This is a genomic window from Rhizobium sp. AN80A, from assembly GCF_030053015.1.
GTDB lineage: Bacteria > Pseudomonadota > Alphaproteobacteria > Rhizobiales > Rhizobiaceae > Rhizobium > Rhizobium metallidurans.
Map to the genome: position 1 here is coordinate 82421 of NZ_JASJPX010000001.1, position 24974 is coordinate 107394.

Here is a 24974-nt window from a genome sequence, read left to right on the forward strand (position 1 = left end):
GGCGTGGACATTTTCTCGACATTGCAGGAAGAGAAGGCCCGGCTTTCGCCGTCGGAAAGCCGTATCGCGGAGATACTGCTCAACGACTTCGAATTCGCCGTCAATGCCTCGATCATCGAGCTGGCGGAAAAGGCGGATGTCTCGCCGCCCACTGTCACCCGCTTCTGTCGCCGTGTCGGCTGCGAGAGCTTTTCCGATTTCAAGGTTCAGCTCGCCCGCACGGCCTATGTCGGCATGCGCTATCTCAGGCCCGAGCCGAAGAGCCGCGATCCCGGTGACGTCGCCCAGGACATCATCACCAAGGCGCAGAACGCGTTGTTCCTGCTGCATCGCTCGCTTGACCTTGCCGCCATCGAGCAGGCGGCCGAGAAGATCGCCAAGGCGGAGATGATCTATGCCTTCGGCTCGGGCGGCAATTCCTCGATGATCGCCAGCGAGCTGCAGAACCGCCTCTTTCGTTTCGGCCTGCATGTCACCGCGAGCTCCGACCACGGCATGCAGCTGATGCTGGCGGCTGCGGCGAAGTCGACGCATGTCATCATCGGCTCGTCATTCTCCGGGCGCAACACCGAGCTCGTACGCTCCTTCACGCTCGCCCGCGAGACCGGGGTCACGACCATCGCGCTGACGCAGGCCGATAGCCTCGTCGCCAAGGCCGCCGACATCGTCATTCCGATCGATCTTGCCGAGGGAAACAACATCTTCCGGCCGACCTCGACGCGCATCGCCTATCTGGCCGCCGTCGATATCCTGGCCAGCCTCGTCGCCTATAATATCCCGCAGGCGGCGGTCACTCTTCGACGCATCAAACAACAACTCGTTGCCCACCGTGACGGCGATGACCGTCAGCTGCTCGGGGACTGAGGATCTCATGTCAGGAAAGGACTGAGAATGACAAAATCGGTAGCGATCGTGACCGGCGCTGCGGGCGATATCGGCCGTGCCATCGCCAGCCGGCTCGCGGATGACCATGATGTCATCCTGCTTGTCGATATCGACGGCGCTGCCGCCGAAAAGGCCGCGCGTGCGCTGGGTTCGGCTGAGCGCTTCGTCGCCGTCAGCTGCGATGTGACGAGCGAACACAGCGTTGCCGAAATGGCCAAGGCCGCAGCGTCGCTCGGCGCGCTGAAAACACTGGTCAACAATGCAGGTGCCGCGCGCGCGGTCAGCCTGCAGTCGACGAAGCCGGAGGATTGGCGCGCCGATAACGCGCTCAACCTCGAGGCGCCGTTCCTCTGCTTCAGCGCCGTCGCGGATCTCCTGAAGGCGACGCAGGGCTCGGTGGTCAACATCGCCTCGGTCAACGGCATGCACGTCTTCGGCCATCCGGCCTATAGCGCCGCCAAGGCCGGTCTTTTGCATTTCACCAAGCTGGTCGCCGTCGAATACGGCAAGTTCGGCATCCGCTCGAACGCGATCGCGCCGGGCACGGTGCGCACGCAGGCCTGGGAAGCCCGCGCCGCCGCCAACCCCAATGTCTTCGAGGAAGCGCGCCGCTGGTATCCGCTGCAGCGTGTCGTCGATCCGAAGGATGTCGCCAACGCGGTCGGCTTCCTGGCGAGTGCGCAGGCGAACGGCATTACCGGTGTCTGCCTGCCCGTCGATTGCGGCCTCACCGCGGGCAAGCGGAACTCGCCCGCACCTTCTCCCAATCCGCTGACTACTGATCAAAAAAAGAATACCGAGAGGAACAGTTATGGACACGGTCCCCTATCGTCTGGAGAGCTCCTGGCAGCCGGACGGCGGTCCGAATGGTCGCTTCACCTTCACCCTTTTCAACCTGTCGGATGCGCCGCTCGCGGACTTCAAGATCGTCTACACGTCGCTGACACGGGTGATTGATAAGAAAGCTTGCGAGAACGCGACCTTCCTGCGCCGCAACGCCAATTTCCATGAATTCGCGCCACCAACAGGCCTGTCAATCGCGCCGGGTGAAGGCTGGACCTTTACGGTGAGCGGTCTGCACCGCCCGGCCAAGCACTGCACCGATGGCGCCAAGTCGGCCTATGTCACGCTCGCCGATGGCAGTCACGTCGCGGTCGCCGTGTCCGATCTCCTGCTCGAAGGCCGCGTCAGCGAGCCGCCACCGGTGCTGTTGCCGGAGGGCAAGCTCGACCTGCCATTCGCGCTGCAGCCCTGGCCGGCCGAGATCGACGCCAAGCCGGGCGACGGCTTTCCTGTCGCGCTCTATCCTGCGGCCGGTGCCTCCTCGGATGATCTGCGCGCCATGTCCACGGTCACCTCGCTGGTCCGCCGCCTGTTCGAAAGCGCGCATGCGCCGTTCAATCTCCAGCCGTCGCCGCAGGGTCGCGCACTGCGTTTCATCACCGATGCCGCCATTGCGGCCGAAGGCTACAAGCTCACTTTCTCGGCCGATGAAATCACGCTCGCCTATGCGGACGCCGCCGGTCGGCAGTATGGCCTGACGTCGCTGGCGCAGATGCTGGAGGGCGCGCGCAGCCGCCCCGGCACGTTCCGTTTCCCGATCTCGGGCACCATCGCCGACAAGCCACGCTATGGCTGGCGTGGCTGCCATCTCGATGTCTCGCGCCAGTTCTATCCGGCGGCCGACATCAAGCGGCTGGTCGACATTCTGGCCTGGCTGAAGCTCAATATCTTCCATTGGCACCTGACCGACGACGAAGCCTGGCGCCTGGAGATCAAGGCCTATCCGGAGCTCACGACGACCGGCGTGCTGCGCGGGCCGGACGCACCGCTCCTGCCGCAGCTCGGCAATGGCGCGGAGCCGGTCGGCGGCTTCTATTCGCAGGGGGATGTCCGCGAGATCGTCGCGCACGCGCTGACGTTGAGCGTCGAGGTCGTTCCCGAGATCGATATTCCCGGCCACAGCACGGCGACCCTCGTGGCGCTGCCGGAGCTGACCGATGGCCAGGAAGCACCCGACAGCTATCATTCGGTCCAGGGCTATCCGAACAATGCGCTGAACCCGGCCATTCCGCTGACCTACACCTTCCTGGAAAAGGTGCTCGACGAAATGGTCGAGCTCTTCCCGTCGAAGTACCTGCATATCGGCGGCGACGAGGTGGCGAACGGCTCCTGGCTGGCGTCGCCGCTCGCCAAGAAGCTGATGGAGCAGGAAGGCATCGAGGGCACCTTCGCGCTGCAATCCTACTTCCTGAAGCGCGTCAAGGACATGCTGACTGCGCGCGGGCGCAAGCTCGCCGGCTGGAACGAGGTCGCCCATGGCGGCGGCGTCGCGGCCAAGGACACGCTGCTGATGGCCTGGGAAAACCCTGATGTCGGCATCGAGCTTGCCAGGGAAGGCTACGAGGTGGTCATGACCCCCGGCCAGGCCTATTATCTCGACATGGTGCAGGCCGAGGCCTTCCAGGAGCCCGGTGCCAGCTGGGCGGGAACGGTGCCGCCGGCCCACACATATGGCTATGAGGCCGAGGGCGATTTCCCCGAAGAGCTGAAGGACAGGATGAAGGGCGTGCAGGCCTGCATCTGGTCGGAGCACTTCCTGTCACGCGGCTATTTCAACCGTCTTGTCTTCCCGCGCCTGCCTGCCATTGCCGAGGCCGCCTGGACGCCGAAGGCGAAGAAGAACTGGGATCGCTTCTCGGCCATCGTGCCGCTGAGCCCGAAACTTTAAGGAGCTGACGATGCGGATCGCTGTTGGCGGAATTCATACGGAGTGCAGCACCTATTCGCCGGTGCTGATGGCCATCGAGGATTTTCGCGTCCTCAAGGGCGCGGACCTTCTGGGGGCCGAGTATTTCAACTTTCTGAAGGCCGAAGGCGTCGAACATCTGCCGCTTCTGCACGCGCGCGCCGTGCCTGGAGGCCCGGTCTCGCGCGTCGCCTACGAAGCCTTCAAAAGCGAGTTCCTCACTCTCTTGAAGGCCGCATTGCCGATCGACGGGCTCTATCTCGCCATGCATGGCGCGATGAATGTCGAGGGCATGGACGACGCAGAGGGCGATTGGATCTCGGCTGCTCGCGCCGTGGTCGGGGCCGATGTCGTCGTGGCGGCGAGCTATGACCTGCATGGGAATGTCAGCCAGAAGATCATAGATCAACTTGATATCTTCGCCGCCTACCGGACCGCGCCGCATATCGATGTACGCGAGACGATGGTGCGCGCCTGGTCGATGCTGGTCGATGCCTTGAAAAGCGGCACGCGCCCTGGCGTCGCCTGGGCGCCGGTGCCGGTGCTCTGGCCCGGCGAGCGCACTTCGACGGAAGATCAGCCGGCGAAGGCGCTCTATGAGGCGCTGCCGGTCTTCGATCAACGAGCGGGCGTTCTCGACGCCAATCTGATGGTCGGCTATGTCTGGGCCGACGAGCCGCGCGCAACCGCCTGCGCGGTCATCACGGCGACCAGCAAGGGTGCCGCTGCCAAGGCCGCGGAAGAGATCGCGCTCTCCTACTGGAACGCACGCGAGGATTTCCGCTTCGGTCCCGTCACCGGGCCGCTGGCGGAGATGCTCGATATCGCCGAGAAGGCCGAGACCTCGCCTGTCATCCTTGCCGATTCCGCCGACAACCCGACGGGTGGCGGTGTTGGCGATCGTGCCGACGTGCTGAACGCGCTGATCGCGCGCGGCTTTGACGGCGCGTTGATCGCGGGGATCACCGACCGCCCCGCCGTCGAGGCCTGCTTTGCCGCCGGCAAGGGCGCCACGCTTGCCCTGACGATCGGCGGCAGCCTCGATGGCTCGAGCACGCCGGCCAAGGTGCAGGCGGAGGTGGTGCTGCTGTCCGATACGGGTGTGGCCGCCGAGCGCCAGGCGGTCGTGCGCATCGGCGGGATCACCGTCGTGCTCGCCGCGCGCCGCCGGCCCTATCACAACATCGCCGACTTCGCCCTGCTCGGACTTGATCCGAAGGCGGTGCGGCTTCTGGTCGTCAAGTCCGGCTACCTCTCGCCGGAACTGGCGCCGATCGCCAACCCCAACCTGATGGCGCTGACGCAGGGCGTGGTCAATCAGGACATCGAGGGGCTGGTCAGCAACCGCCGCGCGCGACCAGCCTTTCCCTTCGATCGCGACTTCAGCTACCTCCCGCAGGCGCGCTTCTCGGCGCGCTGGACCGAGTGACAGGAAGCAACTGACACGATGACGGCCTGGCGGCTTCGGCGGCGCTCATATGATCCGTGTTGTCGGCACGGCGGTCTCGCAATGTTGAACTGACGAGGGGAAGCGCTCGTGTAATATTGCCGCCGGAACGGATGGATGGAGGATCAATCATGAACCGGATGACCGCGAAGGACTTCCCCCAAGAGTTGCTCGAACTCTACGACTATTACGCGCACGGCAGGATCACCAAGCGCGAATTCCTAGACCGAGCGAGCAAATTCGCGGTCGGAGGCCTGACCGCCGCCGCAATCCTCTCCTCCATGAGCCCGAACTATGCGCTTGCGACGCAGGTGGAGTTCACCGATCCCGACATCATCGCCGAATACATCACCTATCCCTCGCCCAAGGGAAATGGCGATGTGCGTGGCTATCTCGTTCGGCCGGCGAAGGCCACGGGGAAGGTGCCGGGCGTGGTCGTCGTTCATGAAAACCGGGGCCTTAATCCTTATATCGAGGACGTCGCGCGGCGTGTCGCCAAGGCCGGGTTCATCGCGCTGGCGCCCGATGGCCTGACGTCTGTCGGCGGCTATCCGGGCAATGACGAAAAGGGCCGCGAACTGCAGCAGAAGGTCGATCCGCAAAAGCTGATGAACGACTTCTTCGCCGCGATCGAGTTTCTGATGAAGAGCGACCTCACCACGGGCAAGGTCGGCATCACCGGCTTCTGCTACGGCGGCGGTGTCGCCAATGCCGCGGCCGTCGCCTATCCGGAACTCGGCGCCGCCGTGCCGTTTTACGGACGTCAGCCGAGCGCCGACAGCGTGGCACGCATCAAGGCGCCGCTACTGCTGCATTATGCCGAACTGGACAAGGGCATCACCGACGGCTGGCCGGCCTACGAGGCGGCGCTCAAGGCCGACAAGAAAGTGTACGAGGCCTATGTCTATCCCGGCGTGAATCACGGCTTTCACAACGATTCGACGCCGCGTTACGACGAAGCGGCCGCCAAGCTCGCGTGGGAACGCACGGTCGCCTGGTTCAACAAGTATCTGGTCTAGGCGCGGTCAGCGGTCGCTCCGACGGGCGGCTCGTCTCAGAATGATAGCGCGACATGTTGCGCAACCGAACCGCCTACATCAGCATCGAGGCGCCGCGATCCAGATAGGTATCGAGGAACTGTTCCAGACGCGGATTGCGCGGCTTCCTGAAGACCTCCTGAGGTGGTCCGGAGAACTGCACCTTGCCGTGGTCGAGGAAGGTGATCTGCTGGCCGACGGTGGCGGCGAAGCCGATCTCGTGGGAAACCACGACCATCGTCATCCCCTCCGCCGCGAGATCGCGCATGACGTTCAGAACTTCGCCCGTCAGCTCCGGGTCGAGCGACGAGGTCGGTTCGTCGAAAAGCATGATCTTCGGCTTCAGCGCCAGCGCCCTGGCAATCGCCACGCGCTGCTGCTGCCCGCCTGATAGCTGCGACGGATAGTGCCCGGCGCGGCTTTCGAGCCCGACCTTGACGAGCTGCGCCATGGCCAGCTCCTCGGCCGCTTTCCTGTTCATTTTCTGCACCAGCTTCAGCGCCTCGCTGACATTGCCGAGGGCGGTCATGTGGGGCCACAGGTTGAACTGCTGGAACACCATGCCGATCTGTGCCCGGATCGCGCGGTTGGCCCCGGCCGGAATGCGCTCTCGCACGCCTTGCGCGTTTTCCGTGAAGCCAAGCGTCTCGCCGTTGATGGCGATCGTCCCCGATGTCGCCTCCTCGAGAAAGGCCATGCAGCGCAACAGCGTGCTCTTGCCGGAGCCGGATGGGCCGATCAGGCACGAGACCTGGCCTTGCGGAATCTCGAGGTCGATGCCGTGAAGAACGGTGGTGTCGCCGAATGTCTTGACGAGATTTTTGACTGCGATCGCGGGAAGGCTCATGCGTTGAAAAACCTGAATCGTGTGAGTTTCGTTTCGACGAGATGGCCAAGCCTGCCGGTGATCTCGACAAGGACCCAGTAAAACAGCGCCAGCACCGACAGCGCTTCAACGAAGGCATATTGCTGCGCGCCGATGGCGCTCAGCGTCGCCGTCAGCTCGGGCACGGTGATGATCGAGAGAACCGCCGTCTCCTTCATCAGGAGAACCGCCATGTTGAGCGAGGGCGGCAGCACCAGCATCGTCATTTCGGGCAGAAGGATGCGCCGGATGATCTGCCCCTGCGTCATGCCCACGCATTCGCCGGCCTCGATGTGACCTTTCGGGACGGCGAGAAAGCCGGAGCGGAAGATTTCGCTGTAATAGGCCGCGCCGTAGATGGAGATGCCGATCAGTCCCGCCGGGATCGGATCGAGCGAAAGCCCGATGAAGGGGCCGCCGTAATAGACGAGGAAGATCTGGATCAGGAACGGCGTGCCGCGCAGCACCGCGACGGCAAGGCCGAGCGCCTTGTCGAGCACCATGCCGCCGAAGCGACGGCCGACCGCGACGAAGAAGCCGAGGACGGCGGCGGCGATGGTGCCGACGATCCAGGTCATCAGCGTCACGCCTGCGCCGCTGACGATGGCCGGCATCTGGTCGAGAATGACGTTGATATCGAATGTCATCGCGGAACTCCCGGCAGGGAGCGCTCGATCAGACCGCCGGCAATCGCCACGATCCAGTTGATGCCGAGATAGATGAGGCCCGCGGCCGCGAAGATCTGCAGCGGCAGGAAGGTGCTGCCGGCAAGATCCTGCGCCATGCGGGTCAACTCGATGATGCCGACCACCGAGACCAGCGACGATGCCTTGAGAATGAGGATTGCTTCGTTGACGAGGGCCGGGAATGTCAGCCGGAGCGCGATCGGCGCCTTGATGCGGCGGAAGATCTGGCCCGGTGTCATGCCGACCATCTCGGCCGATTCAATCAGTCCGACAGATACGCTGGCAAAGCCACCGCGAAGGTTCTCGGCCTGATAGGCTGCGGTGCAGAGCGACATACCGGCGATCGCCGCGACGATGCTCGGAACGTTGAGCCCGATGGCGGGGAGCAGATTGTAGATCAGCAGAAGCTGGACGAGCAGAGGCACGCCACGGAAGAAGCTGATGAAAACTTGGGCAGGAAGAACGAAAAGCGTCTTCTTCGACAGGAGCATGCCTGACAGCCCGATGGCGATCGCGAAACCGATCAGGATCGACACGACGCTAATCGTCACCGTGTAGATCGACGCCTGCAGAAGCAATTCGAAGAGTTTTAGGGACATATGTGGCTTTAGCCTGTCTGGCGCTCACAAAACCTGATCGCGCCCCGGTATCGCCGGAGCGCGATCGATCGCTGGTCTGTAAAATCAGAACGCCGGGTCCTTGACCGCGTCAGGGGTATCGAAGGTGGCGCCGAACCACTTCTTCTGCAGCTCGGCCATGCGGCCGTCAGCCTTGATCTTCAGGAGGGCGCCGTCGATCGCGTCCATCAGCGGCGCATGATCGGCATCCTTCAGGCCGATGAAGCCGAAATAGGACTTCTTGCCGAAAGGCGGCTGAACGACTTCGAAGGTTCCCTCGCGTTGCTTGGCGACGAAGGCGATGTTCGGCAGCGAGTTGGCGACACCGGCGATGCGGCCGGCGGCGAGGTCGGCGTAGGATTCGGTGAAGGCCGGATATTCGCGAATGTCGGCCTTGGTCGCCAGCGTATCGGAGAACTCCTTCAGCTGATCGAGCTGCGAGGTCGCCTTGCCGACACCGATCTTCTTGCCGGCAATGTCCTCAGGCTTGCTGATCGAGCTGTCGCCGGCCTTCTTCAGGATCGCGATCGTTGCTTCGGCGATCGGCGGCGTGAAGCGGTAGCGTTCCATGCGCTTCTTGGTGATCGTTGCCGGGCCGGCAACCACGTCGAACTTGCCGGCTTCGAGCGCCGGGAAGACGCCATCCCAGGGAAGGGCGACCCACTCGATCTTGACGCCGAGTTCCTTGCCGATTTCGGCGAAGAGATCGACGTTGAGGCCTGCGTGCTCGCCGGCATCGATGAAGTCGAACGGCGCGAAGGCGGTCTCGGTGCCGACCTTCAGCGTGCCGGCTGCCTTGACGGCGGCAAGCGTATCAGCGGCGTGCGCGGAAAGCGTTGCGCCGAACAGGAATGCGGCGCCGACAAGGCCCTTGAGCAATGAGTTTGCGATCATGATCTTCATTCTCTCCAGTGTTTGCTCCCCCGGTGGAGGAGCACGAGTTCCCGATTTTTTAGTCGTTTGAGCGCACTTCTCTGGTCCGCTTTTGACTATACAAATAGATATAGGCTGGCCTAGTGTGTCAACGCCAAACTCCAGGAAAGCAATTTTTGTGCCGGGCACGTGTGCCAGGGATAAGCGGCGGCCGGATCGGTATTCGCGGATTTCTGTCTCCCGCCGGAGGAAAGGTGACGTATTGGGCGCGATTCATCAGCGAATTTTCAAGGACATCGAGGCGAGGATTCTGAGTGGTGACTGGCGGCCCGGAGATCGCATCCCCATAGAGCATGATCTCGTGGAGCAATATCAGTGCTCGCGCATGACGGTCAGCAAGGCGCTAGCCATCCTCGTCGAGCGCGGGCTGATCGTGCGTCGACGCAAGGCCGGCTCCTTCGTCGCCTCGCCGCAGATCGACCGGACGGTGATGGATATCCAGGATATAAGCACCGAGGCGGCCCTTGCCGGATACGAGCACCGGCACGAAATCCTGTCGCGCAAGATCGAACGGCTGGACACGGCCGAGGCGGCGCAGCTGCAGGCGCCCGAAGGCTCGGAGGTTCTGAGGCTTCAATGCCTGCACATCGTTGACGGAAAGCCCATCGCCATCGAGCGCCGGCTGATCCTGCTCGACACGGTGCCGCTCGCAAGAGATGAGAGCTTTGCTGGCGCCCCGCCGGCGAAATGGCTGTTGTCGCAGGTGCCATGGTCGAAGGCGAGACATGTGATCCGGGCGGTCTCGGCCGACGCATCGACGGCGCGTGTGCTCCTGATGGAGCGTGGCGAGCCCTGCCTCAATCTCATTCGCCAGACGTGGCAGAACGAGCGTATGGTGACGCATGTCGAGATCATGCATCCCGGCGATCGATTCCAGTTCGCGAGCGTCTTCCAGCCGGCTGAAAAGCGCTCGCGGCGCCAACCCTGACGAGGCCCGACTTGACCGATGAGCAACAATTCAGGGCGCTCCCGCTGAAGGCGCTGCAGGCTTTCGAGGTGGCCGGGCGTTGCGGCAGCGTCACGGCGGCGGCGATAGAGCTCAACGTCTCGCCGGGTGCGATCAGTCAGCAGATCAGGAAGATCGAGAGCTTTCTCGGCGTAACACTTCTGGAGCGCAGCGGCCGGACCGCGGAGCTGACGGTCTGGGGCCGCCTTTATCACCGCGAGATCACCAAGGGCTTCGAGCAGTTCGCGATCGCGCAGCAGGTGCTGGAGCGTGCGCGAAACGAGAATGCGCTGGTGTTGAGCGCCCTGTCCTCGGTGGTGAACAAGTGGATCGGACGGCGCATTTTCGACTGGCAGGCCCTTCACCCGGCCGCCCATATCCGTGTCATCGGCCGCGACCGGGAGCCGCGCATGGGGTTCGACGAGGTCGATTTTCGCGTCAGCTATGGCTCCGACGTGCTGCAGCACGATCATTACACCGAGCTCTTCCGCGACTGGGTGGTTCCCGCCTGCTCTCCGGCATTGATCGCAGCGGGCAGGCCGACGGCTGCGGAGTTGTTGCGCTATCCGCTGCTGCATGTGGAGTGGGAGCGGCATTTCACGCCCTATCCGCGCTGGTCGGAATTCGCCTCGAAGGTCGGCGTCGATCTTAAGGAGACGACACCCGGGCTCTCCTTTACGCTTTCCAGTAGCGCCATCGATGCGGCGGTCAACAAGCGCGGCGTGGTGCTCGCGCAGATGTCGATGATCGCGGATGAACTCGAGGCGCAGACGCTCGTCATTCCTGTCGATATCCGCATCCCACTGCGCGAGAGTTATTTTCTGGCCTGGGACCGATCGGCGCTTCAAAGGGCCTATGGGCCGGAGTTCCGCGATTGGATGATCGCGCTCTCGCGACAGCAGGGGCAGGTCTCGGCACAATCGACTCTTTAGAAAAACTAAAACGGAAGATAGCTGCGCGATATTGATGAAAAAAGTCGCGTGGCGTTAGCTTGCGCAATTGATGGCGGTCAACTTTTGGGAGACGACGATGGCGCGCGGCGACAAGATGAAATTGGGCACGTTCGTCTACACATTCGGCTTTCATCCGGCCTCCTGGCTGCATCCCGACAGCAACGTCGACGGCGCCAACAATTTCAGCCATCTTCTCGACGTCGCCAAGCGCTCGGAAGCAGCGAAGCTCGACTTCATGTTCCTGGCGGATTCGCCCGCCGCCGCCGTCGGCGATCCAGATGCGCTGTCGCGCATTCCGACCAAGATGAACCGCTTCGAGCCGCTGTCGCTTTTGTCGGCGCTCGCGGTATCGACGGAGAAGCTCGGGCTGGTGGCCACCGTATCAACCAGCTACTACGAGCCATTCAACGTCGCGCGCCTGTTCGCCTCGATCGACCACCTGAGCGGCGGCCGCGCCTGCTGGAATGTCGTCACGTCGGATCATGACGAGACCGGCTATAACTTCAACCGGGAAGGTCTCGATCCGCATGCGCTGCGCTACGAGCGCGGCAACGAATTCGTGGATGTCGTGTTCGGCCTGTGGGACAGCTTCGAGGAGGGCGCGCTGCTGCTCGATCGCGAAAGCGGCGTCTACTACGACAAGACCAAGCATCACACGCTCAATCACAAGGGCAAGCATTTCCAGGTGCGCGGCCCGCTCAACATAGCCCGCTCCCCGCAGGGCCGGCCTGTGATCGCCCAGGCGGGCGGCTCGGAACCGGGCATGGACATGGCGGCGCGAACGGCGGAAATCGTCTTCAGTCTGGCGTCGAACATCGATCGCAATCGTGCCTTCTACCAGAACGTCAAGTCGCGGATGCCGGCCTATGACCGCAATCCCGATGACCTGAAGATCATGCCCGGCGTCGTCTTGAATGTCGGCGAGACGGAAGCGGAGGCGAAGGCAAAGGTCGATTATCTGATCGACAAGATGCACCCGGATGTCGGCAGGCTGATGCTGTCGGAATTCCTGGAGGCGGATCTGACCGGCGTGCCGCTCGACCAGCCGTTCCCCATGGACCGGCTTCCTGAAGCGCCGAAGGGATCGCGCGCCCTGTTCGACGAGCTCGTCGATTTCGTCAAGAGCGGCCGCACCGTCGGCGAACTGGTGCGCCATTATGCCGAAAAGCACACCGGCAACGGCATCACCGGCACCCCGAAGCAGATCGCCGATTTCATGGAAGAGTGGTTCGAGACGCGGGCGGCGGATGGTTTCATCCTGATGTTCCCGACGCTGCCGGCGAGCCTCGATGATTTCGTCAAGCTCGTGCTTCCGGAATTGCGTCGCCGTGGCCTGTTCCGCGAGGAGTACGAGGGCGCGACGCTTCGCGAAAACCTCGGCCTCTCGATGCCCGCCAATCGCTTCGCGAAAAGCCGAGAATGAGGGGCTGGCGATGCTGCACAAACCTGTCGTCGATCAAACGGCGTTCAAGCTCTCGATGCGGCATCTGGCCGGCGCCGTCAGCGTGATCACGGTCGGAGAGGGAGACGAGCGGACGGGCTTCACCGCGACATCGGTCTCATCGCTCTCCGCCGACGTGCCCTCCGTGATCGTCAGCGTCAATCGGTCGTCCTCCTCATGGCCCGCCGTCGATAAGTATCGTCGCTTTTGCGTCAATGTGCTTTCCGCCGACCAGCAGCACGTCGCGCAATCCTTCGCCGGCTTCGATGGCCGTCGCGGCGCCGAGCGCTATGAGGGCGCGCAATGGCATGAGCTAGCGACGGGGACCGCGGCACTGTCGGACGCTCTGACGGTGCTCGACTGCGATCTGGACACGGTTCTCAACCACCATTCGCACGCCATTCTGATCGGCCGCGTGCGCGCGATCGAGACGCGCGAGGACGTGGAGCCGTTGCTCTACTGGCGCGGCGGCTACAGGAGACTGGCCGGGAACTTGAGCGCCCGGCCGGAGAGCTAATCAGCGTTTGTCCGCCACCTGTTTGGCGATGACGCAGAGGAGTTCGAACATCATCGTCGCGCCGGCGAGGGCGGTGATGCCGCCGACGTCGAATGGTGGCGCGACCTCGACGACATCGGCGCCGACGATGTTGACGCCGGCAAGCAGCCGGATCATCTGCTGCGCTTCCCGCGTCGTAAAGCCGCCGACCTCGGGCGTTCCGGTTCCCGGCGCCATCGATGGGTCGATGCTGTCGATATCGAAGGTGACATAGGTGGGCTGGTCGCCGGCAATCCGGCGCGCTTCCGCCATCACGTCCTTCGCGCCACGCTCGACGAACTCCTCCATGTAGATCACGCGCACACCCTGCGCTCTCGCCCAATCATGCTCCGAGGGCTCATAGACCGAACCGCGAATGCCGATCTGGACGATCCGCTTCGGGTCCAGCAAGCCTTCCTCGATCGCGCGCCGGAACGGTGTGCCGTGCGTATAGGGGTTGTCACCGAAGTAGGTGTCGTTGGTGTCGGAATGGGCGTCGAAATGGATGAGGCCCACGGGGCGAGCCTTGGCGACAGCGCGCAGAACCGGCAGCGTGGTCAGGTGGTCGCCGCCGACCGAGAGCGGGATCGCGCCAGCGGCGACGATCTCGGCAATCCCTGCCTCGATGCGGCTCAGACCATCCATCAGATTGATCGGATTGACGGAGAGATCGCCGACATCGGCGATATTGGCGATGCTGTAGGGCTCGGTGCCGGAGACATGATGCACCCGGCGCATCAGGCTCGACTGGCTGCGCACTTCCCTTGGCCCGTGTCGCGCACCGGCCCGGTTCGTCGTACCGCCGTCCCAGGGGATGCCGACGAGTGCGATGTCCAGCCCCTTTGCCGTGTCGGCGGTTGGCAGGCGCATGAAGGTCGCCTGACCCGCGAAGCGCGGGACCTCGGCTGCATCGATGGGCTGGTTGAATGATCCGGTCATTGGTCGATCCTGTTCCGTGCTTCGCTCCATTGGTAGGAACGCGGAACAGGAATGTCACGCGGTTTCGGATTGTGGCGCACAATCAATCACGTCACGCGACGTCGCGTGACGTGATTGCAGCTCAGGAAGATCAGCCGATCGACATGAGGCTCGCATTGCCGCCGGCGGCAGCCGTGTTGATCGAGGTGGAGACCTCTTCCAGCAGCCAGTTGAGGCAATAGGCCTCCGGATTGCGCTCCACCTCCGCCGTCGACGCGGCCTGCGTCAGGAGCAGCGGGCCGGACATGGCGGCGATTTCCTGCTGCATCGAGGCGATGCGCGCGCTGTCGCCTTCGATGAGCGCCCCCGAGAGGGTTTCGTTGGTGCTCCTGCCATTGCCGAAGACAATGCGCTGCGAAACGCTGACGGGAAGATCCTTCAAGCTGCCGCGAAGACTGTCGCTGCATTCGATGAACGCCTTGTTGCCGGTCGCCAGCACGGAAGAGATCTGACGATGCAGCCCCACTTCCGAGACCGGTGCGCAGAAGATGGTGCCGCGCGCGTGCAGCGCGTAGATGTTGCGTTCCCCCACGGGGCCGGTGAGCTCGCTCTCCAGGCCAAGAGCCGACTGGCTGCCGAGATTGCGGGCCATCTCCGCCTCGTCATGCCGTTGGTGTTCGTCGAGCCACTTGGCGAAATCCGACAGCGCCGGATCGCTATAGACCGAGCTGTGCTGCGGCGGGATCGGTGGGGTCTTCACCAGCCGGCCGAGATAGAGCGGTCCGCCGGCCTTGGGGCCGGTGCCGGAAAGCCCGCGCCCACCGAAGGGCTGGACGCCGACGACGGCGCCGATGACATTGCGGTTGACGTAGACGTTGCCCACTTCGATGCGCGAAGTCACGCGGGCAATGGTCTCGTCGAGGCGTGTGTGCAGGCCGAAGGTCAAGCCATAGCCGGTGGCGTTGATCTCATCGACCAGCCGGTCCAGATCCTGCCGGCGCCAGCGGATGACGTGCAGAACGGGGCCGAACACTTCGCGCTTCAGCTCTGCGATGTTGTTGAGTTCCACGATCGTCGGGGCGACGAACGTACCATGCTGTGTCTCCGTCGGCAGCTCGATGCGTTCGACCTGGCGGCCAAGCGCCTGCATGGACTTTACGTGGGTCTCGATGATCTCCTTCGCGTCGGTGGTGATGACGGGACCGATATCGGTGGAGAGGCGATTGGTGTTGGCGATCGTCAGCTCGCGCAGTGCGCCCTTCAGCATCGTCAGCGTGCGGTCGGCGACATCGTCCTGAAGGCAAAGGATGCGCAGCGCGGAGCAGCGCTGGCCGGCGCTATCGAAGGCCGATGCGATGACATCGCCCACGACCTGTTCGGCGAGCGCAGAGGAATCGACGATCATCGCGTTCTGGCCACCGGTTTCGGCGATAAGCGGGATCGGCTTGCCATCGGCCGAGAGCCGCTTGGAAAGTTCGGCCTGAATCAGGCGGGCAACTTCGGTCGAGCCGGTAAACATGACGGCCGCCGTTTCCGGCGCCGCGACAAGCGCCGCACCGACGCTGCCTTCGCCGGGGACCAGCTGCACGACATCGTGCGGAACGCCCGCCTCATGCAGGATCCTGACGGCTTCGGCGGCGATCAGCGGCGTCTCCTCGGCGGGCTTCGCCAGAACCGGATTGCCCGCAACGAGCGCGGCTGCAACCTGGCCGCTGAAGATCGCCAGCGGGAAGTTCCAGGGGCTGATGCAGACCACGGGTCCCAGCGGTGCGTGCGACGGGCCCAGCGTTCGGCGGGCCTGCTCGGCGTAGTAGCGCAGGAAGTCGATCGCCTCGCGCACTTCGGCAATGGCGTTCTGTACCGACTTGCCCGCTTCGCGGATGATCAGGCCGAGCAACGTTTCCATGCGAGTCTGCATGATATCGGCCGCGCTGTCGAGGAGCCCCGCGCGGTCGGCGGGCGAGACGCTGGCCCAGGATGCCGCTGCCGCCTGCGCCGCCTGCATCGCGGCCGTGACTTCGGATGGCGTTGCCTCGCGAACTTGGCCCACCACGTCCCGGTGGTCGGCGGGGTTGAGCACGTCGCGGGCGCCGTTGATATCGGTCGCCTGGCTCGGCAGCGCGCGCCAGCCCTCCGCGGCGCTTTCGCCCAGGAGACGGGACAGGTGGTCGAGCACCGCTTCGCTGGAGAGATCGAGGCCCGCGGAGTTGATGCGGTTTCCGTATAGTTCGCCGGGGAGCGAGATCTTGTCGTGTTTCTGTCCGGCGATCGGCATCTTCGAGACGATCTCGGCCGGGTCGGCGATCAGGTCTTCGATCGAAACCTCAGGATCGGCGATGCGGTTGACGAAGGACGAGTTGGCGCCGTTCTCCAGCAGGCGGCGCACGAGATAGGCAAGCAGCGTTTCATGCGTGCCGACGGGCGCGTAGATGCGGCAGGGGCGGTTCAGGTTCTGTCGGCCAACCACCTCGTCGTAAAGCGGCTCGCCCATGCCGTGCAGGCACTGGAACTCGTACTTGCCGACATAATAGTCCGAACCTGCCATCTGGTAGATGGTCGCCAGCGTCTGGGCGTTGTGGGTCGCGAACTGCGGGAAGACGGCGTCGGTTGCCGCCAGAAGCTTCCTGGCACAGGCGATGTAGGAAACGTCGGTGTAGATCTTGCGGGTGAACACCGGGAAGTCCGCGAGGCCATCGACCTGCGCGCGCTTGATTTCCGCATCCCAGTAAGCGCCCTTCACAAGGCGCACCATGATGCGGCGGCCGGCACGGCGCGCCAGGTCGATGATGAAATCCAGCACGAATGGGCAGCGCTTGCCATAGGCCTGCACGACGAAGCCCATGCCGTTCCAGCCCTCCAGATCGGGGTGGAGACAGAGCGTCTCCAGCAGATCGAGCGACAGTTCGAGGCGATCGGCCTCCTCGGCATCGATGTTCAGGCCGATATCGTAGGACTTGGCGATCAGCGCCAGCGCCTTCACCTTCGGCAGCAACTCGTCCATGACGCGGGCGCTCTGCGCGCGCGCGTAGCGTGGATGCAGAGCCGAAAGCTTGATCGAGATACCCGGCCCTTCGTAGATGCCCCGGCGATCAGACGCCTTGCCGATGGCGTGGATCGCGGTCTCGTAATCCTTGTAGTAGCGCTTCGCGTCGGCGCCCGTGGTCGCGGCTTCGCCCAGCATGTCGTAGGAATAGCGGAAGCCGCGCTGCTCGAGCGGCTTCGCCCGCTGAAGAGCTTCGTCGATGGTCTCGCCGGTGACGAACTGCTCGCCCATCATCCGCATCGCCATGTCGACACCCCGGCGGATCACCGGTTCGCCGCAGCGGGCTATCAACCGGGTCAGCGCGGCCGAAAGGCTGCGGTCGGCGACGGTCGATGTCAGCTTGCCGGTGACGACGAGGCCCCAGGTCGCGGCGTTGACGAAGAGCGAGCGACCGCCGCCGAGATGCGCCTTCCAGTCGCCCTCGGAAATCTTGTCGCGGATAAGAGCGTCACGCGTGGCCGTGTCGGGAATGCGCAGCAGCGCCTCGGCCAGACACATCAGCGCGATGCCCTCCTGGCTGGAGAGCGAATATTCGTGGACCAGTCCCTCGACGCCGGTGCCCTTGTGCTTGGCGCGCAACGCCTCGATCAGCTTGCGGGCGGTGTCGGCAGCGGCCTTTCTGACGTGATCGGGAAGGGCGGCGGCCTCAACCAGACGTGGCACGCAGATCGTTTCCGGCGTGCGGTAGGCGGCCGTGATCGCGCGGCGCAGGTCGCTCTGCTGGCGGATTGGCGGGGCGAAACCGTCAAAGGGATTTGCAGAGCCGTTTGCCTGCTCTAGTGTGACTTCGGCCGCTACCGCGTCGGTGGTGTTTGTCATGCTGGGCTCCTGATCCGCCAATGTCGCGAAGCTAGCAGATTTCAGAAAGTCAATTTCACTTGATTTCGAGCGTTTAGTTATCTAACGCGCTAATCAATATTCGTGCGGAGGGGAATTCTTGTGATGAGCGCCGGAAATATCAGGGAAATCGACCAATTCGATCAGCGCATACTCGACGCGCTCGTCGCCGATGGCCGGATGTCGGTGACAGACCTTGCCAAGCGCGTGGGTCTTTCCAATACGCCCTGCCAGGTCAGGCTCAAGCGGCTGATAGAGGATGGCTATATTCTCGGCTTCCGCGCCATCATCGACGTCAACAAGCTCGGCCGCAACCATGTGGCGTTTACCGAGGTGAAACTCTCCGATACCAGGGAGAATGCGCTGAACGCGTTCAACGTCGCGGTTCGCAAGCTGCGGGAAGTCGAGGAGTGCCACATGATCGCGGGCGCATTCGACTATCTCCTGAAGATACGCACGTCCGATATCGCCAACTATCGCCTCGTTCTGGGGGAAAAGATCTCCAGTCTTCCCTTCGTCGCCAACACGTCGACCTTCGTTGCAATGGAAGCGATCAAGGAGAACGGCGCCTGACCGGCGGCTTTGAGCCGCCATCATTTTACGCGTGACAGCAATCGTCTTCTCTGACAGAACAGAGCCATTGAGAGACAGGGGCGTTTGCCGACGGCAGACTGAGAAGTACCCTTCGAACCTGAACCAGATAATGCTGGCGGAGGGAGTCGCTCGGACCCTTCGGCATTGCTATCAGGGTTCCCGCGTCTTGCCCCGCCCGAAAGGGGCATGATGAAAGACGACAGATCTCCCGGTTCTATGCTCGATGCCATGCGCGCGCGAAAGCCGCTCGTTCAGTGCATCACCAATTTCGTCGCGATGAATATCGCCGCCAACGTGCTGCTGGCAGCCGGCGCTTCGCCCGCCATGGTGCATGCCGAGGAAGAGGCCGGCGAGTTCGCGGCCATCTCCGGCGCGCTGACTGTTAACATCGGCACGCTCTCGCCGAGCTGGATGAACGGCATGCGCGCCGCCGCCGCATCGGCGGGCGCCAGCGCCAGGCCATGGGTTCTCGATCCCGTCGCGCACTACGCGACCGCTTTTCGCAAACGGGCCGTCGCGGACCTGTTGGCGCTTCGTCCGACCATCATTCGCGGCAACGCGTCCGAAATCATCGCGCTCGCCGGTGGCGAAAGCCGGGGGCATGGCGTCGACAGCCGTGACCCCGTGGAACAGGCCGAAGCTGCGGCAAGCCAAATCGCGAGCAAGTACCACGCCATCGTGGCGGTCACCGGCGAGGTCGATTTCGTGACCGACGGCGCGCGCGGCTGCCGCATCGAGGGCGGCTCATCGCTGATGCCGCAGGTGACGGCGCTCGGCTGCTCGCTGACATGCCTCGTCGGCGCCTTCGCAGCCAGCCGGCCCGATGCGCCGTTCGAGGCGACAGTCGCGGCGCTCGCGCTGTTCGCCGTCGCCGGCGAAGAGGCGGCGCGGGTCGCTGACGGGCCGGGATCATTTTCCTGGCGGTTCCTCGACGCCCTCGCTGCGATCGACGGCATCGCCGTCGACAAAAATGCACGGGTGCGGATGCTATGAGAAGGATCGATCTATCGCTCTATCTCGTCCTCGATCCCGAGCTCTGCGCCGGCATTGGCATGGTCGAAACCGCAAGGCGAGCCGTCGACGGTGGCGCCACCGTGGTGCAGCTCCGCGACAAGACCGCCTCCACCGCGCGGATGATCGAGACCGGCCTTGTTCTGAAGGAAGCGCTCGCCGGCACCGGTGCACTGCTTGTCGTCAACGATGATGTCGATGCGGCCATCGCGATCGGCGCCGATGGGCTGCATGTCGGCCAGGACGATATGGTCGTGCGCGCCGCGCGCGAGCGGATCGGGCCTGACATGATCCTCGGCCTGTCGGTGGAGACAGAGGTCCTGGCGAGGGCTGTCGATCCCGCATCGGTCGACTATGCCGGTATCGGGCCGGTCTTCGCGACGCAGACCAAGCCGGACCACAAGCCGCCGATCGGGTTCGACGGCCTGGCGCGTCTCGCCGCCGTCTGCCCGGTTCCGTCGGTCGCGATTGGTGGGCTCAAGCTGGCGCATGTCAGCGGTGTTTTTGCCGCCGGCGCCGATGGGATCGCCGTCGTCTCGGCGATCTGTGGAACATCGGACCCTCACGGTGCCGCCCGCGAGCTATCAGAGGCTATCCAGGGGAGGTCGCGATGATCCGGAATGCTCTCTCCATCGCCGGCTCCGATCCATCCGGCGGCGCCGGCATCCAGGCTGACCTGAAGGCATTCGCGGCGCGCGGCGTCTATGGCATGGCGACGCTCACCGCGTTGACCGCGCAGAACACGCGGGGCGTATCCGGCGTTCACCTTGTCCCGCCCGGCTTCGTGGCCGATCAGATCCAGGCCGTGTTCGCGGATGTCCGCGTCGATGCGGTCAAGATCGGCATGATCGCCAGTGCCGAAATCGCAGATGCGGTCGCCGACGTGCTCCAGCTTCATCCTGATATCCCGATCGTGCTCGATCCGGTCATGGTGGCCAAGGGTGGGGCGAAGCTTCTCGATCCCTCCGCCGTCGATGTCCTTCTGCGCCGGCTGTTGCCGCTTGCGACGCTGCTGACACCCAATCTACCCGAAGCGGCCGCGCTGCTGCGCATCGATGTGGCCAAGAGCCGCCGGGAGATGGGCGAGCAGGCCGAGGCGCTGCGCGCGCTGGGTCCAGCCGCCGTCCTTGTGAAAGGTGGCCATCTCGGGGGCGACCAGAGCCCCGACGTGCTGGCAACGGAAGATGGTCTCACCTGGTTCGAGGCCGTCAGGATCCCGACGGCAAACACCCACGGCACCGGCTGCACGCTGTCGAGCGCGCTGGCGGCGGAGCTCGCCAACGGCGTGGCGCTGCCGCAAGCGGTGGCCGCCGCGAAGTCGTATCTCGCCGGCGCGGTGGCGCGGCCGACAGGCTCGACGTCGGCTCGGGACATGGCCCGGTCCAGCACTTTCACGCACTTTGGACGACAGAGGAAGGATACGCGAAATGACATTGCCGCTCAGTGAGCAGACGGTGATCGTAACCGGCGCAGCGCGCGGGCTCGGGGCGGCGATCGCCCGGGCTTTTGCCCGCGAGGGGGCGAAGGTGGCGATCAACTATCGCAACAGCCGGGAACAGGCCGAGGCGTTGGCGGAAAGCCTCGGCGAACGGGCGCATGCGTTTCAGGCCGATATCCGCGACGGCGCGGCCGTGAGCGAAATGCTGGCCGATGTCACGCGCAGGCTGGGGCCGCCGACGACGGTCGTGCACAATGCGCTCGCCGATTTCAGCTTCAACGGCGACGCGCGCCTGAAACTCGGCGAGCTCAGCTGGGAAGCGATGACAGCGCAGCTCGATACCGCGGTGAAGGGCGCTCTCAACCTCATCCAGGCAACGCGCCCTGCCATGGCGGCTGCCGGCTTCGGACGTGTCGTGACGATCGGGACCAATCTCTTCCAGAACCCCGTCGTGCCCTATCACGACTATACGGCGGCGAAAGGCGCGTTGCTGGCGTTGACCCGCACCGCCGCGGCTGAGCTCGGACCCGATGGCATCACCGTCAACATGGTCTCCGGTGGATTGCTACGGACCACCGATGCCAGCGCCGCAACGCCCGAGTCGGTATTCGATCTCATCGCCGGCAGCACGCCGCTGCGCCGCGTGACGACGCCGGAGGAGGCCGCCGACGCCGTGCTGTTCTTCGCCAGCCCCTGGGCTCGGGCGATCACCGGCCAGAACCTGATCGTCGACGGCGGCCTTGTCTTTGGCTGACGCCGTCGGCTGAACGTCACGACTTGACCGCGCCCGCGGTCAGGCCGGCGATGATGTGTTTTTGTGCCAGGAAGAAGACGATTACGGTTGGCATGATGGTCAGCGTGATGAAGGCGAGCACCAGCTGCCAGGCGGTGCCGAATTCGCCGCGATAGACCATGATGCCGAGCGGCCAGGGATACATCTTCTCGGAATTCAGCATGATCAGCGGCAGGATGTAGCTGTTCCAGCTGCCGACGAAGGAAATGATGCTGACCGTCGCGATGATCGGTCGCGAGAGAGGCAGGCAGATATGCCAGAAGAAGCGCATGTAGCCGCAGCCGTCGACGACAGCTGCCTGGAACAATTCCTCCGGAAGGTTGCGAAAATAATTCCGGAACAGGAGAATGCTCATGCCAAGCCCGAAGGCGACCTGCGGCAGTACCACGCCCCAATATGTGTTGAGCAACCCGAGATCGCGGATGCGGATGAAGAGCGGCAGAATGGCGGTGGCGGCTGGAAACATCAGCCCGATCAGGAAGTAGTTCAGCAGGAAATCGGCGCCGAAGAAGCGGACATGCGCGAAGGTAAAGGCCGCCATTGCCGAAACCGATACGGTGAGAAAGACGGTCAGCGCGGCGATGAGCAGCGAATTGGCCATCTGCCGCCAGTAGCGATCGCCGAACAAGATGTCGGTGTAGTTCTTGACCTGCCACTCCACCGGCAGGCCGAATGGATTGGTGCGCAGGTCGCCCAGGTCCTTGAAACCGCCAAGTGCCGTGGTCACCAGCGGGATCAGGACGATGGCCGATATGATGACCAGCGAGGTATAGAGATAGGCCTTGGTGCCGGCATTGAGCCGGTCGGATGAAACGACGTCAGTCATGGCGCATGAATATCCGTTTGTAGCTGAAGGCGAGTGTGACGCAGATCAGGAAAAGCACCACGCCGACGGCGCTTCCGAGCCCGACCTGCATGCGGGCGACGCCGAAGTTGAACAGGAAGGTCACCATCGTTTGCGTGGCGTTGAACGGACCGCCGCCCGTCAGCGGCATGATGAGGTCGAACAGCTGCAGCGAACCCACGACTGCGAAGAACACCGAGAGCCGCACGGTCGATCCGAGAAGCGGCAGGGTGATGTAGCGGAACCGCTGCCAGCCGCTGGCGCCATCGATTTCGGCGGCCTCCAGCACGCTCTTGTCGAGCGATTGCAGCCCGGCGATGAACAGCATCATATGGAAGCCGAAGTATTTCCAGACGATCACGGCCAGAACCGCGTACATCGCGAGATCCTTGTCTGCCAGCACATAGGGCGTCGCGACGCCGAGCAGGCCGGCGATCGAGGCGAAGAGCCCGTAATCGCCGTCATAGACAAAGCGCCAGATCAGGCCGGCCGCGACGTCGGCGAGCACGTAGGGCAGGAAAAAGATCAGCCGGAAGACGACCACGCCGGCAATGCGGTGAGCGAGCATCATCGCCAGCCAGATGGCGAGCGGTATCTGGATCGCGATCGAGATGACCATGATCATCGCGTTGTTTTTCAGCGCGGTAAGGAAAGCACCGTTCTTGAACAGAAGCTCGAAGTTGCGCATGCCGACATATTGCGTCGGCAGGCCGTATCCGTCCCATTTGTAAAGGCTGTACCAGGCCGCTTCCCCCATCGGCAGGATCACGAAGATCGAAAACAGCAGGAGGGCCGGCGGCAGGAAGAGGAGCAGCACGGGCAGGCGGCCGGATACGGCCGGATGCTTGCGCCGGGCGGACTGGGTGGCCGGTATGCGCGCGGGTCTGATCGTGGTGGCGGCGCTGACATTGGCCATGGGGACCTCACCTTCCTGACATGAAATGGCGGCGCGAGATCCTGTCCCGCGCCGCGATGGTCTCGATCAGAACTGATCCTGCTCGAAGGCGTCCTGGATCTGCTGGGCGCCATCGGCGGGCGTCATCTGCCCGGAGACGATGGCAACCGACACGTCGTTGACGACGCGGCCGACCGAAGGGCCGAGATCCTGGTCGAAGAAGTTCTGGTGCCACGTGGAGCCCGCCAGCTGCTGGGCCGCTTGATGCACCAGCGGGTCGGTCACGCCATCCTCGGCGCCGACCGCGACCGGGATGATCATGCCGGCCTTGGCCATGGTCCGCTCATTCTCGGCATTGGTGAGGTAGGCGAGGAAGTCGAGCGTTTCCGGTGGCGCCTTCTTCGTCACCGCCCAGCCGTTCAGGCCACCCAGGGTGTCGGTGACCGCGCCCGCGCCGCCGGTGACTGCGGGGAAGGCGAAGCGGCCGATATTGTCGGCACTCAGGCCTTTCTTGTCGCCGGAATTGGTGCGCTGGTTGGCTTCGGTGTTCTGGAAGCCCAGGATCATCGCCGCCTTGCCGTCGCCGAAGACACCGAGCGTCTGCGGCCATGTGGCGCCGAGATAGCCGGGCTGGAATGGCTCGAGCTTGCCGAGTTCGGCGAGCTGCTCGCCGGCCTTGATCATCGCCGGGTCGTTGAAGCCTTCACCCTCGCCATTCTTGGCTGCGTCGAAGACCTTTTGGCCGCCGTTGCGCATCACCAGATAGCTCCAATAGAAATGGATCGGCCATTTCTCGCCGCCACCGCCGGCGATCGGCACGATGCCGGCATCCTTGATTTTCTTGACGGCGGCTAGGTAGTCGTCCCAGGTCTTGATCGTGGTCGCGTCGACGCCTGCCTTCGCGAACAATGCCTTGTTGTAGAAGAAGGATACCGTGCCGACGGAGTAGGGGACCGCGCCGATCTTGCCGTCATAGGTAAGGCCCTTGACGGAGGCGGGATTGTAGGTCTTCAGCCATGCGCCATCCTTGGCGTTCATCGCCTCGCTGAGGTCAAGCAGTGCGCCCGTCGCCAGCTGCTGTTTCAGCACGCCGCCACCCCAGCTGTAGAAGAGATCCGGCGCGTCGCTGGACTGCAGCAGCGTCGGCAGCTTCGCCTTGAAGGCTTCGTTTTCGAGAAACTGCATCTCGATCTTCGTGCCCGGACGCTCGGCCTCGTAATTCTTGACGATCTGTTTCCAGACGCCGATATAGGTTGGATCGATCTCGAGATGCATCCACTTGATCGTGGTCTCGGCCATGGCGCTGCCAGCGGCGATCAGAAGTGCCAGGGCGGTCGCGGTCGAGCGGACAAAGGCGCGGCTGTTGAGCAGGGCTTTCGCCCTTTGATCATTGAACATAAGGTCTCCTCCTCAAGGGAAAATCGTCCTCTACAATTTTGTCCCTTATGCGGAATAAATGATCGGCAGCTTTGCAAGAATGTCAACTCCCTTGGGCGAATTTGGCAGA

At 63.7% G+C, this 24974-nt stretch carries 21 protein-coding genes, 2 pseudogenes and 1 riboswitch; of the genes and pseudogenes, 14 read left to right on the forward strand and 9 right to left on the reverse strand.

The window, feature by feature from the left end; all coding sequences use genetic code 11:
* The first annotated feature begins 3 nt into the window (after positions 1-3).
* From P3R82_RS00400 to yghX, 5 genes and pseudogenes are all read left to right on the forward strand, one after another.
* Positions 4-864 carry a MurR/RpiR family transcriptional regulator gene (locus P3R82_RS00400; protein ID WP_283192553.1) on the forward strand — a complete coding sequence of 287 codons (861 nt, stop codon included), beginning with the start codon at positions 4-6 and terminating at the stop codon, positions 862-864.
* Between the two features lie 27 nt (positions 865-891).
* A pseudogene (locus tag P3R82_RS00405) lies at positions 892-1667 on the forward strand (SDR family oxidoreductase).
* A 29-nt stretch (positions 1668-1696) separates the two neighbouring features.
* On the forward strand, positions 1697-3616 hold the full coding sequence (locus P3R82_RS00410) for a beta-N-acetylhexosaminidase (protein WP_283192554.1): 1920 nt from the start codon (positions 1697-1699) through the stop codon (positions 3614-3616).
* A 10-nt stretch (positions 3617-3626) separates the two neighbouring features.
* Positions 3627-5063: a M81 family metallopeptidase gene (locus P3R82_RS00415; RefSeq protein WP_283192555.1), complete on the forward strand. Its 1437-nt coding sequence runs from the start codon at positions 3627-3629 to the stop codon at positions 5061-5063.
* 149 nt (positions 5064-5212) lie between these two features.
* Positions 5213-6100: a YghX family hydrolase gene (gene yghX, locus P3R82_RS00420; RefSeq protein ID WP_283192556.1), complete on the forward strand. Its 888-nt coding sequence runs from the start codon at positions 5213-5215 to the stop codon at positions 6098-6100.
* Positions 6101-6173: 73 nt separating this feature from the next.
* On the opposite strand, the gene P3R82_RS00425 is transcribed toward yghX, so the two are convergent.
* The 4 genes from P3R82_RS00425 to P3R82_RS00440 form a co-directional block, all read right to left on the reverse strand.
* Positions 6174-6965 (reverse strand): amino acid ABC transporter ATP-binding protein, encoded by a 792-nt coding sequence (locus P3R82_RS00425; RefSeq protein WP_283192557.1) that lies wholly within the window; start codon positions 6963-6965, stop codon positions 6174-6176.
* Complete coding sequence (locus P3R82_RS00430) at positions 6962-7630, reverse strand: amino acid ABC transporter permease (RefSeq protein ID WP_283192558.1); 669 nt, start codon at positions 7628-7630, stop codon at positions 6962-6964. Before P3R82_RS00430 ends, P3R82_RS00425 begins: the two co-directional genes overlap by 4 nt.
* Positions 7627-8268, reverse strand: a complete 642-nt coding sequence (locus tag P3R82_RS00435; RefSeq protein WP_283192559.1) for an amino acid ABC transporter permease — start codon at positions 8266-8268, stop codon at positions 7627-7629. Before P3R82_RS00435 ends, P3R82_RS00430 begins: the two co-directional genes overlap by 4 nt.
* 84 nt (positions 8269-8352) lie before the next feature.
* Positions 8353-9180, reverse strand: a complete 828-nt coding sequence (locus P3R82_RS00440) for a transporter substrate-binding domain-containing protein (RefSeq protein WP_283192560.1) — start codon at positions 9178-9180, stop codon at positions 8353-8355.
* A 241-nt stretch (positions 9181-9421) separates the two neighbouring features.
* Between P3R82_RS00440 and P3R82_RS00445 the strand changes: the two genes are divergently transcribed.
* From P3R82_RS00445 to P3R82_RS00460, 4 genes are all read left to right on the forward strand, one after another.
* The gene (locus tag P3R82_RS00445) at positions 9422-10147 is read left to right on the forward strand and encodes a UTRA domain-containing protein (RefSeq protein WP_283192561.1); all 726 of its coding nucleotides are present in this window, start codon (positions 9422-9424) and stop codon (positions 10145-10147) included.
* An 11-nt stretch (positions 10148-10158) separates the two neighbouring features.
* Positions 10159-11097 carry a LysR family transcriptional regulator gene (locus P3R82_RS00450; RefSeq protein ID WP_283192562.1) on the forward strand — a complete coding sequence of 313 codons (939 nt, stop codon included), beginning with the start codon at positions 10159-10161 and terminating at the stop codon, positions 11095-11097.
* 97 nt (positions 11098-11194) lie between these two features.
* Complete coding sequence (locus P3R82_RS00455) at positions 11195-12541, forward strand: LLM class flavin-dependent oxidoreductase (protein ID WP_283192563.1); 1347 nt, start codon at positions 11195-11197, stop codon at positions 12539-12541.
* Positions 12542-12551: 10 nt separating this feature from the next.
* Complete coding sequence (locus P3R82_RS00460) at positions 12552-13076, forward strand: flavin reductase family protein (RefSeq protein WP_283192564.1); 525 nt, start codon at positions 12552-12554, stop codon at positions 13074-13076.
* On the opposite strand, the gene speB is transcribed toward P3R82_RS00460, so the two are convergent.
* Both speB and putA read right to left on the reverse strand, forming a co-directional pair.
* Entirely contained in the window at positions 13077-14033 is a 957-nt protein-coding gene (gene speB / locus P3R82_RS00465) for an agmatinase (protein WP_283192565.1), read from the reverse strand.
* Between the two features lie 130 nt (positions 14034-14163).
* Complete coding sequence (gene putA / locus P3R82_RS00470; protein WP_283192566.1) at positions 14164-17874, reverse strand: trifunctional transcriptional regulator/proline dehydrogenase/L-glutamate gamma-semialdehyde dehydrogenase; 3711 nt, start codon at positions 17872-17874, stop codon at positions 14164-14166.
* A gap of 123 nt (positions 17875-17997) precedes the next feature.
* Between putA and P3R82_RS00475 the strand changes: the two genes are divergently transcribed.
* The 5 genes and pseudogenes from P3R82_RS00475 to P3R82_RS00495 all read left to right on the forward strand — a co-directional run bounded on the left by P3R82_RS00475 (position 17998) and on the right by P3R82_RS00495 (position 21689).
* Positions 17998-18465, forward strand: a complete 468-nt coding sequence (locus P3R82_RS00475) for an Lrp/AsnC ligand binding domain-containing protein (RefSeq protein WP_283192567.1) — start codon at positions 17998-18000, stop codon at positions 18463-18465.
* 66 nt (positions 18466-18531) lie between these two features.
* Positions 18532-18627: riboswitch (TPP riboswitch) on the forward strand.
* A gap of 48 nt (positions 18628-18675) precedes the next feature.
* Positions 18676-19479 (forward strand): hydroxyethylthiazole kinase, encoded by an 804-nt coding sequence (gene thiM, locus P3R82_RS00480; RefSeq protein WP_283193465.1) that lies wholly within the window; start codon positions 18676-18678, stop codon positions 19477-19479.
* Positions 19476-20111: a thiamine phosphate synthase gene (gene thiE / locus P3R82_RS00485; RefSeq protein ID WP_283192568.1), complete on the forward strand. Its 636-nt coding sequence runs from the start codon at positions 19476-19478 to the stop codon at positions 20109-20111. The genes thiM and thiE overlap by 4 nt, the downstream gene beginning before the upstream one ends.
* Positions 20108-20928 (forward strand): annotated as a pseudogene (thiD, locus tag P3R82_RS00490) (bifunctional hydroxymethylpyrimidine kinase/phosphomethylpyrimidine kinase). Before thiE ends, thiD begins: the two are co-directional and overlap by 4 nt.
* Entirely contained in the window at positions 20925-21689 is a 765-nt protein-coding gene (locus tag P3R82_RS00495; RefSeq protein ID WP_283192569.1) for a 3-oxoacyl-ACP reductase, read from the forward strand. The pseudogene thiD and the gene P3R82_RS00495 overlap by 4 nt, the downstream one beginning before the upstream one ends.
* Positions 21690-21705: 16 nt before the next feature.
* On the opposite strand, the gene P3R82_RS00500 is transcribed toward P3R82_RS00495, so the two are convergent.
* The 3 genes from P3R82_RS00500 to P3R82_RS00510 form a co-directional block, all read right to left on the reverse strand.
* Positions 21706-22554: a carbohydrate ABC transporter permease gene (locus P3R82_RS00500; RefSeq protein ID WP_283192570.1), complete on the reverse strand. Its 849-nt coding sequence runs from the start codon at positions 22552-22554 to the stop codon at positions 21706-21708.
* The gene (locus P3R82_RS00505) at positions 22547-23488 is read right to left on the reverse strand and encodes a sugar ABC transporter permease (protein ID WP_183898773.1); all 942 of its coding nucleotides are present in this window, start codon (positions 23486-23488) and stop codon (positions 22547-22549) included. Before P3R82_RS00505 ends, P3R82_RS00500 begins: the two co-directional genes overlap by 8 nt.
* A gap of 66 nt (positions 23489-23554) precedes the next feature.
* A complete protein-coding gene (locus P3R82_RS00510) occupies positions 23555-24865 on the reverse strand; it encodes an extracellular solute-binding protein (RefSeq protein ID WP_283192571.1) in 1311 nt (436 codons plus the stop codon).
* Positions 24866-24974 lie beyond the last annotated feature (109 nt).